We start from the raw sequence: 15,768 nt of genomic DNA on the forward strand, positions 1-15,768 counted from the left end.
TATATTATCGCCCAAATTCGTCAGAAAACATAGTAAATTTTCTATAAATTCCGCTATTCCGTAAATTTCTTAAGATTTCCTTAATGTTGTTTACATCCGCATCTGCATTTGCTATATTGTCTTTCGGCGAATCTTTGTGTGGCACTCAGCCTCACATGCCAAATGTCCGCCTGCATTCGCAGGAACATTTCAACTTTTTTGTTAAAGGGTTATGCATTATATAAATCATTTGTCAGAAAAGACACCAGAAAGGAAATCAACAAATTGAATCACACAGAAATCTATATCGAGCGAAAGCTTGAACTGGAAGCATCCATCAAGAAACTAGAAAGCAAACTAGCTTCAATGCCAAAAGAAACGCTTGTATGCTACAAGCACAAAATTGGAGATAAAAAGTATCCACAGTTTTACAAACAAGTCATGAAAAATGGGCATCCTCAACGTCAATATCTCTCGCACAAGAATATTGCTGAAGCCAAGCTGCTTGCACGTAAGCTTTATTATTCACAACAAATAGCAGACATGAAAAATGAGCTAAGTTGCATAAATTACTATATTAAGAATCGAGTTGTCACTGACCCATCAGCACTCCTCTCATTAGGTTCACCATACCGAAAGCTATTGGTAAACAATGATGCTGTACTGGCCAATTGGGAGTATCTTCCCTATAACAAAAGTACAGACCATCCCGAGCATCTAACAGTGCCCGCGCCAAAAGGCGAATTCGTTCGTTCGAAATCAGAATCAAATATTGCACAGATCTTATATTCTCACGGCATACCATATCGTTATGAAGAAATACATGATATCTATGGTTATCCAATGGCAACAGACTTTACAGTCATGAATCCTAAGACAGGTCAGATAATTCTTTGGGAGCACTTCGGTCGCTGCGATGATCCCGGTTATCAGAGTACCGTGGATTTCAAAATGTATCGTTACATCCGCGACGGATATCTTCCAGGCGTGAATTTCATCACAACCTATGAGGACAGCAAGCATCCACTGGACTTCGTCTTAGTTGAAGAAATCATAAAGAAATTCTTCCTCTGATGCTTTACCTGTCAATCCGCTAAAAGTCTCTCTTCCAGCCATAAATTAAAACTCGGAAAAGACTTTTGTGCAATTCTTTTACCAGTCAATCCGCCAAAATCTTTCTTCCCTGCCATAAATCAAGGCTTGGAAAAGGCTTTTGTGCAATTCTTTTACCTGTCAATCCGCCAGATAACTCCCTCCCAGCCATAAAATAAAGCTTGAAAAAGGCTTTTGTGCAATTCTTTTACCTGTCAATCTGCCAAAAGCCTTCCTCCCTGCCATAAAATAGAGCTTGAAAAAGACTTTTGCGCAATTCTTTTACCTGTCAAATCTGCCAAAACCCTCCTCCTTGCCATAAATCAAGGCTTGAAGAAAGCTTTTGTGCAATTCTTTTACCTGTCAATCCACCAGAACCCTCCCCCCCTGCCACAAAAAAGCCACGGCACCGGAAATTCCCAAAGATTCCCAAAGCCGTGGCTCCTATTTACCACTCACCAGTCACAAATCGGCTCAAGCAAGTGTTCCACTTGCTTTTTAAAAAGGCATTCCATCCCTAAAGATACTAAGCACATCCATAATAGTCGCAACAATCCATATTATTCCGAGTATCACTCCGCAAATATATATAATGCCTACCCTTTTTGCGAAATCACTCTTAGGATATATCCCCCACGTTATAACAGCCATCAAACATCCGGCAACCATGAACATGACAAATACTGAAATTTTCCCGGAAACGCCGCCCAATAGCCCCATGATTCCAAGAGCAATAGCTATAAGGCATAACGGATTAGCCTTTTCGTTTTCCTCATCAATAGCCTGCTGGTGCATTTCAAAATCAAAGTCGATTAGGTTTTCATTATCTTGATTCATCATACTTTCTCAGGCTCCGGGTATTCTACTCCAAATGTCTCAACAGTAACGCTCTTCATCTTCTGCTCGTTAACAGGCTTGTCGTTCCAGTCAGTATCGGTCTCAGCGATCTTGTTTACAACATCCATTCCCTCAATCACCTTACCGAATGCTGCGTAATCGCCATCTAAGTGAGGAGAAGTCTTGTGCATGATAAAGAACTGTGAGCCAGCTGAATCAGGCATCATGGATCTTGCCATAGAAAGCACGCCCTCGGTATGCTTAAGATCATTCTTAAATCCGTTTGATGAAAACTCACCCTTAATTCCGTATCCGGGGCCACCGATTCCGATTCCTTCAGGATCTCCGCCCTGAAGCATAAAGCCCTTGATAACTCTGTGGAAGATCAGTCCGTCATAGAACTTCTTGTTGATAAGAGAGATGAAGTTGTTAACCGTATTAGGCGCGATCTCAGGATAGAGCTCCGCCTTCATCACATCTCCGTTTTCCATTGTGATTGTAACTACTGGATTCTGTGCCATTTAATTCTGATTCTCCTTTTAATTTGCAATTATTGATACAGCGTGGTAATACTCATCACTGCCACGATCGCAGGTCACCTGAACATTCTTATCAAGAAGAAGAACAGGGCATCTCGAGAAGTTGGTGGCTGCATCGAGCTTAATCTGCATTACGCCTCCGCTTGTACTCAGGAATAATGTGTTCTCAGTTGTATCACCTGTAACCCTACCTGAAATGGTAACTCTAGCCCCTGAATCAAGTGAAACCTCAGGCGCTGCTGTTGCGCTGTTGTTCACAATCCTTGAAGCATGGTTCCAGGCATCCGACCCTCTGTAGAAATTAACGGTAACTTTCTGTCCGGGTAAAAGAACTCTTGAAGCACTTACATCTGTTGCAAGATCAAGTACTATCTGCATTGTTCCACCGGATGTATTTAAGTAAAGAAGCGAAGTAGTTGTGCCTTTCTCAACTGTTCCGCTTATACCTGATCCAGAAGCAGCAACACCTGTCGACGATCCTGATGAAGTAGAAGCTCCTGCCACATCAGAAATTGAAAGGGCATGCATATATGCATCTGACCCTCTGGCAACCACAACCTGAATTGTCTTGCCGATGATGAGGAACTTAACACCGCTTACATCTGTGCTCTCATCTATCTTGATCTGCATGGTTCCGTTATCAACCACCAGATAAAGCATCTCCTCAGTAGTTCCCTTGGCAATTGTACCCTTTACAGTCGCCTTGGTTGAATTATCTATAGCAACTTTTCCAACGGAAGAATTTCCGGTTATCTTAGATGCGTGCCAGTACCCATCACTGCCTGTATAGCAGTTAGCTGTAACTGAATTACCGGGTAAAAGAAATCTCGCATTAACTATCTCTGTGTTACCATCGAGCTTAATCTCAACCGTACCTCCACTGGTTGAGAGATAAAGCTTATCTGCTGTAGTCTTGTCAGAAACCGTTCCGGAATAGGTTGTTTCAGAGGCAACGGCTCTTGCAGGGAAACGTCCCAATCCTAAAACAACACAAGACAGCAACAAAATCACACTGAGATATATTGCATTTATCTTCTTCATAGACAATCCCCCTTCACAACATTCACACACAATATATTACCAATTTACAGCTTAATTATACATCATATTGTGGTATGTTGTGAAGTCAGAGATCACGCCTTCATAATAATCTTTTTACTCATCTGTTTCTTCAATCGCTTTGGATTATTCGTGCTCTTACCACGGGTTATTCTGTCCACCTGTGCCTGAGCCCTCGCCGTCTTCATCACCGCCGGCTCCGGAGCCGTCCTCGTCGCCGCCGATGTAGTCAGACCACTTTTCCAGATCATCCTGCTGGTCCTTCCTGTCCTCTAAGGCGTCCTTCTTGTTCTCCTCAAGCTCTTTCTGAATCCTCTTTTCCATGTCGTTTCCGCTCTTGCCACTGTTTGAAGAGTCGCCGTCATTATTCTCCTGTGGAGGGTCCTCTTGTGGCTGATCGGAGTTGTTACCACTGTCGGGGTTTTTGAGCTTCTCGATCATGGCATCGATGTCTTCTTTGAGCTGCTGGGCATCGGCATTATGTCCCTCGCCCTCGTCACTGGCGCAGCCTTTTTCCAGAAGCAGATCTCTTGCCTTGTACAGGATGAAAAGAGCTGTATCAATCTTTTCCTGTGAATCAAGGTTATAGAAATCGATGGTATTGCACAGTGACAGCGCCATATTGATTCTGATAAGGCAGTCTTTATCCTCAGGCGGATAGTTCTCCAAAGCCTTGGTGTAATAAGCAATCGCCGAATTATAATCGCCCTTTTTGTACGCTGCATTGCCCAGATTATAGTAAGGAACATAGCTCTCGGGGAAGTTCATCTTAAGGAGCTTCTCCTCGGCTTCGGTATCATATTCTTCATTGTTATAAGCCTGTACAAACAAATGATTGGTAATAAGCCTTGATCCAAGCATAATTGCAACGATAAGGATTATTATTCCAACAAGCGCGATAAAATAATACTTTAGAGGAATTCTTCTCATGATCACAACCTCCCCCTTCTTGCTACCAGTATTATCTCGATAAGCACCATAAGCATAAGCGGATATGCAAAGATGAAGTAGATATCCTTCTTGACCTCTGCACCATCTCCGCTTTCAATGATGGTCTTGCTGCTCTCCTTGATAAGCTCAACACTTCCCATAAGTGATGAGTTACCGTTATTCATGTTCATGTATTCAACGCCGAGACCCTCTGCGATCTTCTTAAGATTAGTCTCGTCAATCTTTGATACAGCATCCTTATGGGTGCTGTAATCATAGATATAGTGATTTCCGTAGTTGTTTTTCATCTTACCGCCACTCTCAGAACCATAGCCAAGAACAGCACCTGCGTCCACGTACTGAGCAAGTTCGCTGTAGTCCTTAAGCTCTTTTCCGTTAGTGATCTCACCGTCGCTTATGAAAAAGACAATTGTCTTCCTGTTCTCTTTCCTGTTGGAGGACAAAAGAAGGCTCTCTATGTCCTGATAGGCAATTGAAAGGTCACTTCCCTTGGCATAGTAACTGTCAGGACTCTCAAAGGTATCCAGCAGATCCCTGATATACTGAAGGTCCTGTGTAAAAGGCGCAAGAACATGCGCAGTATCATCGAAGGTCACAAGGCCAAAGTTACTACCTGCAAGCTCATCAATGATATAGTTCACATCCTTGGTGACGCCTGTCATTCTCTCTTTCTTGCCGTTGTAGTCCTGAGCCCACATGCTGATGGTGTTATCAATGATGAATAAAACGTCCAGGTTCTTGGTTGCAAACTCGTACTTGGTCTCGACCATGACAGGTCTCATGCCAATGATAAGCGCAAGAACATAGATGATCGTCAAACGCGCAAGGGTACCAATCCTGTCTCCTGTCTTTGCTTTATTTTTAATTACAAGATACGCTGTTACTCCGAACAATACAGCAAATACTGCCAGCATTGTTCCCAGCGGAAAAATAGGTTGTATGCTCATTTCTGTAATACCAATCCTGCCATGCAGCCAATCGCAAGGCAAATAAACATGATGATAAACGGAACTCTGGGAAGGTCCACTGTCTGTCTGGTCATTACGATCTTGACCAGCATTGCTTCCTGTTTCTGAATATCCTGCACAATCTCGGATACAGATTGGGACTTGGTTCTTATGTAGAACTTACCTCCCGTGGTCTCCACAGCGCTCTTAAAGCCGTTTAAGCATGAGGAATAATCATACTCCTCAGGCATATAGAACTTCTCCTCTGAAGGGAAGATTCCAAACACGGTAACCTTGTTCTTCTTGCAATACTCCGACGCCTCTTTTAAATTAAGAACCTCTCTGCCATAGACATTCAGCTCATTGTCCGTGCACATGATGATAACTCTGGTCCTCTCTGAATTACCAAGGTAGGGAAAAGAGTATAACGCTGTGCCAAGGCCTTCTCCGATAAGAGAGGATCCTCTGTAGTAGTTGTCGTATAAAGTTCCCGCCTCAAAGTAGTCAAGCTTATCCTGAAGCTCATCAAATCTCTGACGCTTATCATCCGGGATTTCACCTAAGGTCTCGTATAGCTGAAGATATTCTTCCTCATACTCTTTTTGCATCATGAAGTACTCGTGAAGGGCATCCAGCCTGTCAATTACATAGTCATAATCATCCGTCAGCGGAACATAAGTAACCGAGGAAGTATTGAAAATACTGATTCCAAACCTGTCGCCCTCAAGACCGGCTACCACGTTCTTAAGATAATCCGTGATCTCTGAGTTAAGGTCATATAGCGAATAGGAAACGTCCAAACACAGGATGATATCTCTTTTCTTAACACCGCTCACAACATCGTCGGTCCTGTAGGGCCTTGCTGCCAGGAAAAGAGATGCAACAATACTAAGGATCATTCCGACAAGCATAATGACAGTCAAAACCCTGTACCTTATGTTAAGGCTTCTGTAGAGCTTGGAATTTCTGATCCTTCCCGTGTTAGCCGCCTTGATACCGGTGCTGTAGCTTGTCTTTTGCCGCCTGTATATTAAGTAAATAACAAGAAGCGCTGCCACCAGGACTACCATGCCGATGATGACAACGTTTAGATACATTAACTCCATGCTTTGATCACTCCCACTGCCTTGTTACAGGACTCTGCAAAGTCCTTGTCCTTTGCCTTCTCATCCTCGGCAAACTCGGGCACGTAATACTCCTCCATAAGGACGTCCAGCTTCTTGATCCCAAATGCCTTTACTTCCTTAATGGTAAAATTCTCAACATTGATACCGGTCACCTCATGCACAAACTCCCTTATCAGTGCACTGAGCTGCTGGTATCCTTCTCTTTTATCTACCTTATTCTGTGTATAGTTGTTCAAAAGAGCCTGAACCCTGCCAATATACTGATTCTTGACCCTGTAGATCATATCGGGAGACATTGCTATCTTCCTTGCTGCAGGCCTTGGGACTTCCTTCTTTTTCCGAAGAGCATTAAAAACCTTAATAAGGAAAAAGACAATGGCCGTAAGGGCAATTGCCCCTAAAACCACTGCAATTAAAGTCACCCACCAGCTATATTCAAATGGATGTTGCAATTTAACCGTAGTAACCATTTCTATACCTTTCAAGAAGCGCAATCGTGCTGTCTATTATCTGCTCCTGTCTTGCAATTGTAGTAAGGCATGCCTTGTTGCGCTTGCAGATTTCTGACGCCATACCGTAGATTTCTTCTCTCTGCCGTAATTCTTCCTCGTGAAGAGCCTTGCTGTGAGAGAGGAAAAACCTCTCGTAGCGGCTCAGATCACTGTCAAATACCGTATCGCCTGTAAGGAACGCGTCATCAATATTAATAACAAGAAGATCATGCTCTTTGGTTATGCTCCTGACAAGTCCATCGCTTAGCTGCGCAAGGCCTTCCATATCGGTCAAAAGAAATATGATCATCCTCTTATGTACCGTATTTAAAATCTCAGTAATAGTATCCGGAATGGATCGCACAGAGTCTGTCTCGGCCTTTTTCTCATAATCATAGAGAAGGCTCTCCAGGTGATCAGTACCTGACTTAAAGTAGCTGATGCTGGTGTTTTGATCCTCCGGATATGCAAGGGCATAATCCGCACCGTTTCTTCCTACGATGTAGGCAAGGGTCCCGAAAGTCATGAGCATGAGCTCTTTCTTGGATTCACCTCCCGTGGTGTCACCAAGGAGCTTGCTTCCCCTGTCACAGATGAACATGACATTGTGCCTTCTGTCGGTCATATATCTGCGCACAAGAATAGAACCCATGCGGGATGAAGACTTCCAGTCAATATCATGGACGTCATCTCCGATGGCATATTCCTTGAGATCATCGAACTCCAGGCTCCTTCCTCTGTGAATCGAATGGAAGTCACCGTCAAGAATATTGGAGGTCTTTCTCTTTGTATAAAGAGCTACTGCTCTCCTTATCTTGGATAAATACTCATAATCAATCTTCATCACGGTGCCTTTACTGAATTAACCAGTCCGTCGATAACTGCCTCAACAGGCACGTTATCTGCTACTGCTGAATAGTTAAGTCCGATTCTGTGGCGAAGAACCTGGTGGCTCACCTGCTTTACATCCTCAGGTGTAACATAGGTTCTGCCCTGAATAAGTGCTGTTGCCTTGGCCATCTTAAGGAATGCGATGGAAGCACGTGGGCTTGCTCCGATGCGGACATATCTTCCAAGTTCAAGACCCTGGATCTGTCCTGCGCGTCTGGAGGCAACAACTATGCTTGAGATGTACCACTTAATAGCATTATCAACATAAACCTTATCTACAATCTCCTGAACCTTATCAACGTCTGAGATTGTAAGAACAGGCGGATCAACACGTGATATAGCACCTGTCTCCATACGGCTTAAGATCTCAACTTCTTCAGCAGCTGTAGGGTATGTGATAACCTCTTTTATCAGGAATCTGTCAGTCTGGGCCTCAGACAAAGGATAGGTTCCTTCCTGCTCGATGGGGTTCTGAGTCGCGATAACAATAAAGATATCCTCAGGCATGTGATAGCTCTTTCCACCGATGGTTACCTGCTTCTCCTGCATGGCTTCAAGCATGGCAGACTGAGTCTTGGCGCTGGAACGGTTTACCTCATCAAGAAGAACGAAATTAGCAAATACAGGTCCTAAGATATTCTCAAACTTACCGGTTGCCTGGTTGTAGATCTGGGTTCCGATGATATCGCCCGGAAGGAGGTCAGGTGTACACTGGATTCTTGCAAACTTACCGTCAACGGCATCTGAAATTGCCTTGGCAGCTGTGGTCTTGGCAAGACCGGGAACAGACTCAATAAGGATATGTCCGTCTGCAAGGATTGATCCGATCAGCGAAAACTTAAGCTGCTGCTGGCCTACAACCTTGGCGTCAAAGTAATCTGAAAGCTTTCTTATTACTTCCTGTGAATAGCCAAACTCCTCTTCTGTAATTGTTATATTGCTGCTTTGTACTTCCATTTTATTTCTCCGTTTCTTTACCTGATAATGGATCTTAAGTTGTTCATGATCCCTTCTGCTATATCAGGCTTATTCATTGAATATACATGTATGTGGCTAACGCCGTTGCTGATAAGATCTATGATCTGGTCACAGGCATAAATGATGCCGGCTTCCTTCATCTTGTCGGGCTCGTCTGCAAATCTGTCCACCATGATCTTCATCTTCTGTGGAATGGTTGAACCTGAAAGCGCAACGCTTCTGGCCACCTGCTTAGCATTGGTAATAGGCATGATTCCGGGAACTACCGGTACTTCTATGCCCTTCTCTCTTATTCTGTAGAGGAACTGATAGAGAGCCCCGTTGTCAAAAAACATCTGGGTTGTCAGGAAGTCGCATCCGGCATCAACCTTTTCCTTGAGATGCTGGATATCCTCTGACTGCCTTGCACACTCAACATGTCCCTCGGGATAGCATGCTCCGCCGATGCAGAAGGAATCGTCTATCGATTTGATGTCGTAGATCAGCTCAGTTGCATGGTCGTAGTCAAAAGAGATTCTTCCCTCCTTGGGAATATCGCCCCTGAGGGCCATGATGTTTTCAATGCCTCTCTCTTTGTACTCGTTTACAACGCTCTTAACCAGATCCTTGGTAGATGAGACGCAGGTAAGGTGCGCAAGTACAGGGACTGAAAATCTGTCCTGAAGGTCACCTGCGATCTTGGCGGTATTCTTGCTGGTTCCGCCGCCTGCTCCGTAGGTAACGCTCATAAAGTCAGGTGAAAGAGCTGCTATCTCAGAGGCAGCTTTTTCTACAGCCTCAAACCCCGCATCTGTCTTGGGCGGGAAAACCTCAAAGGAGAGGGTTACATCTTTTTCCTTAAATAACTGACTTATCTTCATACACATTCTCCCCGTTATCAAACATTTATCTCAGCTGTTACTCCAAGCTCTTTCTCGTTGGCCTTAAGGATTGGCTTAACTACTTCATCAAGGAATTTCTCAACCTGATGAGCACTGCAGCCAACGTATTTCTTGGGATCCATTGAAGCCTGAAGCTCTTCAAGGCTTAAGTGGAATGCAGGATCTGCTGCGATGAGCTCAAGGAGGTTATTGTCCTTACCCTCTACCTTGACAGTCTTGCCGGCTTCCATTGAGAGCTCTCTGATCTTCTCGTGGAGCTCCTGTCTGTCACCACCTGCCTTAACAGCATCCATCATGATATTCTCTGTTGCCATGAATGGAAGCTCAGCGAGCATGTGCTTCTCGATAACCTTCGGATAGACCACAAGACCATCTACTACATTAATACACAAGTCAAGAACTCCATCTGTTGCAAGGAATCCTTCAGGAATCGAAATTCTCTTATTGGCTGAATCATCAAGGGTTCTCTCAAACCACTGTGAAACCTCGGTGATTGCAGGGTTTAAAGCATCTATCATAACATATCTTGAGAGTGAGCAGATTCTCTCACTTCTCATGGGATTTCTCTTGTAAGCCATAGCTGATGAACCGATCTGGCTCTTCTCAAATGGCTCTTCAACCTCTTTAAGGTGCTGAAGAAGTCTGATATCCTGAGCCATCTTGGTTGCTGATGCGCAGATTCCGGAAAGAACGTTTATAACCTTCATATCAATCTTACGGCTGTAGGTCTGTCCTGAAACTGCCATGCATCCCTTAAAGCCCATCTTCTTGGCAAGCATGGGATCAAGCTGATCAACCTTAGAAAGGTCTCCGTCAAAGAGCTCGAGGAATGATGCCTGAGTTCCTGTTGTACCCTTTGATCCAAGGAGCTTCATGTTATCAAGTACATAGTCAAGGTCCTCAAGATCGATGGTGAAATCCTGAAGCCAGAGACAAGCTCTTTTACCTACTGTTGTAGGCTGTGCAGGCTGGAAATGAGTAAAGCCAAGGGTAGGCTGATCCTTGTACTTGTCAGCAAATACAGAGAGCTTATCGATGACGTTGATGAGCTTCTTGCGAACAAGTCTGAGTGCATCAGTCATGATGATGATGTCAGTGTTATCGCCAACGTAGCAGCTGGTTGCGCCGAGGTGGATGATACCCTTTGCCTTAGGGCACTGCTGACCGTAGGCATATACGTGGCTCATTACGTCGTGACGGACTTCCTTCTCACGGGCTTTTGCAACGTCGTAGTTGATATCCTCAGCGTGCTCTTTGAGCTCGTCGATCTGCTCCTGAGTAATGTTAAGGCCAAGGTCTTTTTCAATCTCAGCAAGGGCGATCCACAGCTTTCTCCAGGTCTTAAACTTCATATCCTGTGAAAAGATATACTGCATATCACTGCTTGCATAACGCTCTGACAATGGACTGGTGTAACGATCTGTACTCATAATTCTCCTCCTGACATTTCCTCTATTATTGATTATTTTTCGTAGCTTCCTCTGATATCTTCTGTTGGCGGATCCATCGGATACTTACCTGTAAAACATCCCTTGCAGATTGAGAGCTTACCTCCAACCATTTCCTCAAGCCTTTCAAGCTCAAGGTAAGCCAGGGAATCTGCTCCGATGATCTTGCAGATATCGTCAACATTTCTGTTATAGGCAATGAGCTGGTCTCTTGCCGGTACGTCCGTTCCAAAGTAGCATGGCCAGAGGAACGGCGGAGAGCTTACTCTCATGTGCACCTCTTTTGCCCCGGCATCTCTAAGCATTCTCACAATCCTGTCTGAGGTTGTTCCGCGGACGATGGAGTCATCTATCATGATGATCCTCTTACCGCTTACTGCGCTCTTAAGGGCGTTAAGCTTAACCTGAACGCTGGATTCACGGTTCTTTTGTTTGGGTTTAATAAAGGTTCTTCCGATATAAGAATTCTTTACAAAGGCCTGTCCGTACGGAATTCCTGACTCAAGGGCGTATCCTAATGCTGCCACGTTTCCTGACTCCGGAACACCTACGACCATGTCGGCATCTACCGGTGAATCCTTGGCAAGAAATCTTCCTGCTGCGATCCTGGCATCGTAAACGCTGATTCCGTCTATGGTGCTGTCCGGCCTTGCAAAGTAAATAAACTCAAATATGCATCTGGCCTGCTTGTCATGATCTATGCACAGGCTCTTATCTGATTTAATCCCGTACTCAGGAGATATGGTAACTATCTCTCCGGGCTCAACATCTCTTATGAAGGTTGCGCCGATAGTATCAAGGGCGCAGGTCTCGGAAGCAAGGACATAAGTATTCTCTCTTCTTCCTATTACCAAAGGCTTAAAGCCGTATGGGTCTCTTGCTCCGATGAGCTTTCTGGGAGACATGATGACCAGGCTGTATGCGCCTTTTATCTTGAGCATTGCTCTTCCAACCGCTTCCTCGACGGAGTGGCAAAGGAGCCTCTCCCTTGCGATGTGGTAAGCAATGACCTCTGAATCAATGGTAGTTTGAAAAATAGCACCGGTATAAGCAAGTTCATGCCGAAGCTCCGGTGCGTTAATAAGGTTGCCGTTGTGCGCCATCGCCAGGGCTCCCTTTACATAATTAAGAACAAGGGGCTGGGCATTTTCTCTTGTGCTGCTTCCTGCAGTGGAATAGCGCACATGGCCGACGCCGATATCCCCTTTAAGTTTATCAATATCTTCGTGAGTAAAAGCCTCATTTACAAGGCCCATATCCTTGTAGCTGAGTATCTTGCCCTTAGGGCCCTTTGTATCACTGACAGCGATACCACAGCTCTCCTGGCCTCTGTGCTGAAGGGAGACCAATCCGTAATAGATGGAGTCTGCAACATCCCCTCCGTCAAAGTCATACATGCCAAATACACCGCACTCTTCCCCAAGGTGCTTGTAGCTTTCAGTCCTGTTTAGATCTTTCATTTTTCTCCTCTTTTTTCTTATAAGAAAAAACTGCTCACAAACACGAACATAATAACAAATCTTGGCCTGTGTGGCAACAAAAAAGGGTGTGATAAATCTGTGACAAACGGGAGAGTATAGTGTAATCAGAATCAAACAAGAGAGATAACTAAAGACTAATAAAACAGAGGCTTTAGTAAACAACAGATTAAGAAAATATGGAGGTGTTCATTATGAGAAAACAGATTGAAAAGATTATCGCAACAGCATTTATTATCGTTCTTACCATCACAGCATTTAACTTCAAGTCATTTGCATACAGTGAGATTCCTGATTACTTCGATTTTGAACAGTGCTGTGTATCAATGGACGCAGGATCAACAAGAGTTCTCTGGATTACAGCAAACTACAATTACGATGCATATGTAGGAGAGCACACCAGCAACAAGACCTACATAGAATGCTCTGAGAAATCCGGAACACAGCAAGTAGTTCTTCACATCGGTCCCGATGAGCAGACAAAGAACGTAATGTTCTACTTCTACGTAGATGATGACAAAGTATCAGACAAGGGACTTTACGACGGCATCGAAGTTTACGTACAGAACATCGATACATCCTATGCACAGAAGGCAGATATGGCAGCTCCTCTTAAGTGGTACGCAAACAACAACTCAGAGTTCAATGCATACGACTACTACATGAACTATCCTGATCTTCAGAATGCATTTGGAACAAACAGCGACGCACTCTTTACACACTTCTACCAGACAGGTAAGGCAGAGCACAGAGTAGCTAACAAGCTTCTTTGATAAATCAGATATTTGACAGATCAGAGCTCATACTTAGATTTCTTTTTACTAATTTCATTCATATAAGCTGCAGTGATCATACCTGATGGGAGGGCTATAACGGCTACTCCCATCAGTGCTGATATCATAGTTATAAAACGACCGATATCAGTCGTGGGGTAGATATCTCCATAGCCGATGGTGGTTATGGAAATGGTAGCCCAGTACAGAGCATCAAAAAAGCTGTCAAAGAGATTTGGTTCCAGCTGGAATATCAGCATTGCAGAAACAAAAATATAGATGGTTATCAGTATAAGCACAGCGATGAGCTGTGTTTTTACTTTTCTTACGACATTGGCTATGACGATCATAGTCTTTGAATATCTGACAAGCTTCAGCACACGGAAAATTCTGATTAGCTTCAATAGTCGCAAGGATGGTATCGGGAATAAAAGATATATAACCGGCAATATGGACAGAAGGTCAAAGATAGCCAGCGGTGTAAAGATATAAGCGATATAAGCCTTGATATTCATAAATCCCATCTTGTAATCAGCTGTATAAACTCTTGCACAGTAGTCTACAAACAGGATCAAGGCAGTGATTATCTCAATAACGAATGTATAGAAGTTATCCGTCTTTAAAGTCAGCGGAACAAGACCGACGATAACCGTGGTTGTCATCAGCACATCGTAAGCCCTGCTGGATGCATCGCCTATGCTGGATACTTCAATTACTTCATATATTCTTCTTTTATATTTATCCATAAGCCTCCGATATCAGGAATTAAAAGTCGTGGTTAAAAAGTTCCTTCCCAAAAGCATAAAAACCCCAAGATTGCCAGTATTATGCTCACCGCTCTGCACAAAAAGACAAAGAACGTAATATGGATTTTTTTCTTGGAGGTTGTAACTCCGGAATCCGATATGAACAGATCGTCATTGTTGTACTTTCTTGGCATATATGCTGCTCCTTTAAAGCTTTTCTTCCTCGTGATGCTTGTAACCTGTTGGATTTACATGGATCATAACGTGTTTGACTTCAGGGAATTCTTTTTCTATTTTGTCATGAACTCTCTCGGCTATATCGTGAGACTGCTGAAGCGTAAGGTTTCCGTCGGCATTTATCTCCATCTCCACATATACCCTCTCTCCGAAGGTCCTGGTCCTTAGAAGGTCAACTCCTACCCCGAGATTCTCATCTCTTGAGAAGTTGTACACTAGGTCTTTTATCCTGGTCTCTACCTCTCTGTCTGCGGATGTATCAAGCATCTTGTCAACTGCGCCTCTGAAGATTTCAATTGCCACCCACATGATCATCAGGCAGATAAGGATACCTGCCACCTGATCCAGAACAGGAAATCCGTGACGGGCTCCCACGATACCTATTAAAGCTCCTATTGAAGAAAGCGCATCTGACCTGTGGTGCCATGCGTCAGCCTTAAAGGCGCTTGATTTAAGGAGCTTTGCATAGCGCATGGTGTACCAGAACATGGCTTCTTTGGTTATTATGGAAACCAGAGCTGCGATAACCGCAAGCATCCCGGGAATTGCCAGCTGCTTGTAGCTTCCGTCGACTATTGCTGTAATGCACTTTTTTCCGATTTCTACACCTGTCGTAAACAGGATAAAAGACAATATGAGCGATGCAACGCACTCCAGTCTCTCATGTCCGTATGGGTGCTTGTCATCAGCCTTCTTCCTTGATAGGACTACTCCTAAATATGCGATAAATGTGGCGATTACATCAGATAACGTATGTATCGAGTCTGAGAGCATTGCTGTGGAATGTCCCACAATACCTGCTATCAGTTTAAATACTGCCAGGAAAACATTTCCTAAAATACCTACAAAGGCTAATTGGTTGGTAATCTTCTTTACATCCTGTTTTGTATCTTGTTTTGTTTCTTGATCCATTACTGTCGCCTCCCCACTGTGCTGACAGATATATTATAGCAAACTTAACGGCTGACAATACATAAATAATTGATGAAGCATACTCAGAAGAGACTTCATTGCCCGCAGCCGAAGATTGTATGCCCTGGCTAATGAATATCAATGGCCTTTCGCGGCATATCCTCGCGAAAAGCACGCTGCGGTATTCCACGGTGCCATTGACATTCATTCGCTAAGGCATATTGAGCAGCTAAGCGGGCCATGAAGTCGGGTGTCTTGCTTGCGATTTCATGTCCCAGATGCAGAGATGCAGCTATTTGCCACAGATTCCGGCTAGAGACTACTCCTTGTGCAAGCTTTTTTCATGTCCCGAGGCCTATATCCTGCGCTTCTGCCACAGATTTCAGCTAGGGACTTCTCTTC

The 15,768-nt window shown here is 44.1% G+C and carries 17 protein-coding genes; 2 read left to right on the forward strand and 15 right to left on the reverse strand.

The features are described 5' to 3' along the window. The first annotated feature begins 264 nt into the window (after positions 1-264). Complete coding sequence (locus G633_RS19565; RefSeq protein WP_026520498.1) at positions 265-1,053, forward strand: hypothetical protein; 789 nt, start codon at positions 265-267, stop codon at positions 1,051-1,053. A 516-nt stretch (positions 1,054-1,569) separates the two neighbouring features. Here the strand turns inward: G633_RS19565 and G633_RS0115655 are convergent. The 12 genes from G633_RS0115655 to purF all read right to left on the reverse strand — a co-directional run bounded on the left by G633_RS0115655 (position 1,570) and on the right by purF (position 12,680). After that, positions 1,570-1,911 (reverse strand): hypothetical protein, encoded by a 342-nt coding sequence (locus tag G633_RS0115655; RefSeq protein ID WP_026520499.1) that lies wholly within the window; start codon positions 1,909-1,911, stop codon positions 1,570-1,572. Then, positions 1,908-2,429: a peptidylprolyl isomerase gene (locus G633_RS0115660; protein ID WP_022768511.1), complete on the reverse strand. Its 522-nt coding sequence runs from the start codon at positions 2,427-2,429 to the stop codon at positions 1,908-1,910. Before G633_RS0115660 ends, G633_RS0115655 begins: the two co-directional genes overlap by 4 nt. A gap of 18 nt (positions 2,430-2,447) precedes the next feature. Continuing rightward, complete coding sequence (locus tag G633_RS0115665) at positions 2,448-3,488, reverse strand: hypothetical protein (protein ID WP_022768512.1); 1,041 nt, start codon at positions 3,486-3,488, stop codon at positions 2,448-2,450. A 156-nt stretch (positions 3,489-3,644) separates the two neighbouring features. Beyond that, positions 3,645-4,436: a tetratricopeptide repeat protein gene (locus G633_RS0115670; protein WP_022768513.1), complete on the reverse strand. Its 792-nt coding sequence runs from the start codon at positions 4,434-4,436 to the stop codon at positions 3,645-3,647. 2 nt (positions 4,437-4,438) lie between these two features. Continuing rightward, entirely contained in the window at positions 4,439-5,404 is a 966-nt protein-coding gene (locus G633_RS0115675) for a vWA domain-containing protein (protein WP_026520500.1), read from the reverse strand. After that, on the reverse strand, positions 5,401-6,510 hold the full coding sequence (locus G633_RS0115680) for a vWA domain-containing protein (RefSeq protein ID WP_022768515.1): 1,110 nt from the start codon (positions 6,508-6,510) through the stop codon (positions 5,401-5,403). Before G633_RS0115680 ends, G633_RS0115675 begins: the two co-directional genes overlap by 4 nt. Beyond that, positions 6,501-7,001 (reverse strand): hypothetical protein, encoded by a 501-nt coding sequence (locus G633_RS0115685; RefSeq protein ID WP_207638117.1) that lies wholly within the window; start codon positions 6,999-7,001, stop codon positions 6,501-6,503. The genes G633_RS0115680 and G633_RS0115685 overlap by 10 nt, the downstream gene beginning before the upstream one ends. Further along, a complete protein-coding gene (locus tag G633_RS19570) occupies positions 6,985-7,866 on the reverse strand; it encodes a DUF58 domain-containing protein (RefSeq protein WP_022768517.1) in 882 nt (293 codons plus the stop codon). Before G633_RS19570 ends, G633_RS0115685 begins: the two co-directional genes overlap by 17 nt. Further along, a complete protein-coding gene (locus G633_RS0115695) occupies positions 7,866-8,870 on the reverse strand; it encodes an AAA family ATPase (protein ID WP_022768518.1) in 1,005 nt (334 codons plus the stop codon). Before G633_RS0115695 ends, G633_RS19570 begins: the two co-directional genes overlap by 1 nt. A 17-nt stretch (positions 8,871-8,887) precedes the next feature. Then, entirely contained in the window at positions 8,888-9,751 is an 864-nt protein-coding gene (gene metF / locus G633_RS0115700; RefSeq protein ID WP_022768519.1) for a methylenetetrahydrofolate reductase [NAD(P)H], read from the reverse strand. A gap of 17 nt (positions 9,752-9,768) precedes the next feature. Continuing rightward, on the reverse strand, positions 9,769-11,202 hold the full coding sequence (gene purB, locus G633_RS0115705; RefSeq protein WP_026520502.1) for an adenylosuccinate lyase: 1,434 nt from the start codon (positions 11,200-11,202) through the stop codon (positions 9,769-9,771). 32 nt (positions 11,203-11,234) lie between these two features. Next, positions 11,235-12,680: an amidophosphoribosyltransferase gene (gene purF / locus G633_RS0115710; protein WP_026520503.1), complete on the reverse strand. Its 1,446-nt coding sequence runs from the start codon at positions 12,678-12,680 to the stop codon at positions 11,235-11,237. A gap of 212 nt (positions 12,681-12,892) precedes the next feature. On the opposite strand from purF, the gene G633_RS0115715 reads away from it, so the two are divergent. Then, positions 12,893-13,471, forward strand: a complete 579-nt coding sequence (locus G633_RS0115715; RefSeq protein ID WP_026520504.1) for a hypothetical protein — start codon at positions 12,893-12,895, stop codon at positions 13,469-13,471. 20 nt (positions 13,472-13,491) lie between these two features. Here the strand turns inward: G633_RS0115715 and G633_RS0115720 are convergent, their stop codons facing one another. Genes G633_RS0115720 through G633_RS0115730 form a run of 3 tightly spaced genes read right to left on the reverse strand, consistent with a single transcriptional unit; the run spans position 13,492 to position 15,366 of the window. After that, complete coding sequence (locus G633_RS0115720) at positions 13,492-14,217, reverse strand: ion transporter (RefSeq protein ID WP_026520505.1); 726 nt, start codon at positions 14,215-14,217, stop codon at positions 13,492-13,494. 32 nt (positions 14,218-14,249) lie between these two features. Then, entirely contained in the window at positions 14,250-14,411 is a 162-nt protein-coding gene (locus G633_RS20010) for a hypothetical protein (protein ID WP_155834981.1), read from the reverse strand. A gap of 13 nt (positions 14,412-14,424) precedes the next feature. Next, positions 14,425-15,366, reverse strand: a complete 942-nt coding sequence (locus tag G633_RS0115730) for a cation diffusion facilitator family transporter (protein WP_022768525.1) — start codon at positions 15,364-15,366, stop codon at positions 14,425-14,427. Between the last annotated feature and the right edge of the window lie 402 nt (positions 15,367-15,768).

The sequence above is a fragment of the Butyrivibrio sp. FCS006 genome, from assembly GCF_000424525.1.
Classification (GTDB): Bacteria; Bacillota; Clostridia; order Lachnospirales; family Lachnospiraceae; genus Butyrivibrio.

Coding starts and splice junctions, on each gene's coding strand:
- G633_RS20010 (WP_155834981.1), bottom strand. CDS start 14,411: ATGCCAAGAAAGTACAACAATGACGATCTGTTCATATCGGATTCCGGA.
- G633_RS0115695 (WP_022768518.1), bottom strand. CDS start 8,870: ATGGAAGTACAAAGCAGCAATATAACAATTACAGAAGAGGAGTTTGGC.
- metF (WP_022768519.1), bottom strand. CDS start 9,751: ATGAAGATAAGTCAGTTATTTAAGGAAAAAGATGTAACCCTCTCCTTT.
- G633_RS0115720 (WP_026520505.1), bottom strand. CDS start 14,217: ATGGATAAATATAAAAGAAGAATATATGAAGTAATTGAAGTATCCAGC.
- purF (WP_026520503.1), bottom strand. CDS start 12,680: ATGAAAGATCTAAACAGGACTGAAAGCTACAAGCACCTTGGGGAAGAG.
- G633_RS0115715 (WP_026520504.1), top strand. CDS start 12,893: ATGAGAAAACAGATTGAAAAGATTATCGCAACAGCATTTATTATCGTT.
- G633_RS0115670 (WP_022768513.1), bottom strand. CDS start 4,436: ATGAGAAGAATTCCTCTAAAGTATTATTTTATCGCGCTTGTTGGAATA.
- G633_RS0115660 (WP_022768511.1), bottom strand. CDS start 2,429: ATGGCACAGAATCCAGTAGTTACAATCACAATGGAAAACGGAGATGTG.
- G633_RS0115655 (WP_026520499.1), bottom strand. CDS start 1,911: ATGATGAATCAAGATAATGAAAACCTAATCGACTTTGATTTTGAAATG.
- G633_RS0115685 (WP_207638117.1), bottom strand. CDS start 7,001: ATGGTTACTACGGTTAAATTGCAACATCCATTTGAATATAGCTGGTGG.
- G633_RS19570 (WP_022768517.1), bottom strand. CDS start 7,866: ATGAAGATTGATTATGAGTATTTATCCAAGATAAGGAGAGCAGTAGCT.
- G633_RS0115680 (WP_022768515.1), bottom strand. CDS start 6,510: ATGGAGTTAATGTATCTAAACGTTGTCATCATCGGCATGGTAGTCCTG.
- G633_RS0115730 (WP_022768525.1), bottom strand. CDS start 15,366: ATGGATCAAGAAACAAAACAAGATACAAAACAGGATGTAAAGAAGATT.
- purB (WP_026520502.1), bottom strand. CDS start 11,202: ATGAGTACAGATCGTTACACCAGTCCATTGTCAGAGCGTTATGCAAGC.
- G633_RS0115675 (WP_026520500.1), bottom strand. CDS start 5,404: ATGAGCATACAACCTATTTTTCCGCTGGGAACAATGCTGGCAGTATTT.
- G633_RS0115665 (WP_022768512.1), bottom strand. CDS start 3,488: ATGAAGAAGATAAATGCAATATATCTCAGTGTGATTTTGTTGCTGTCT.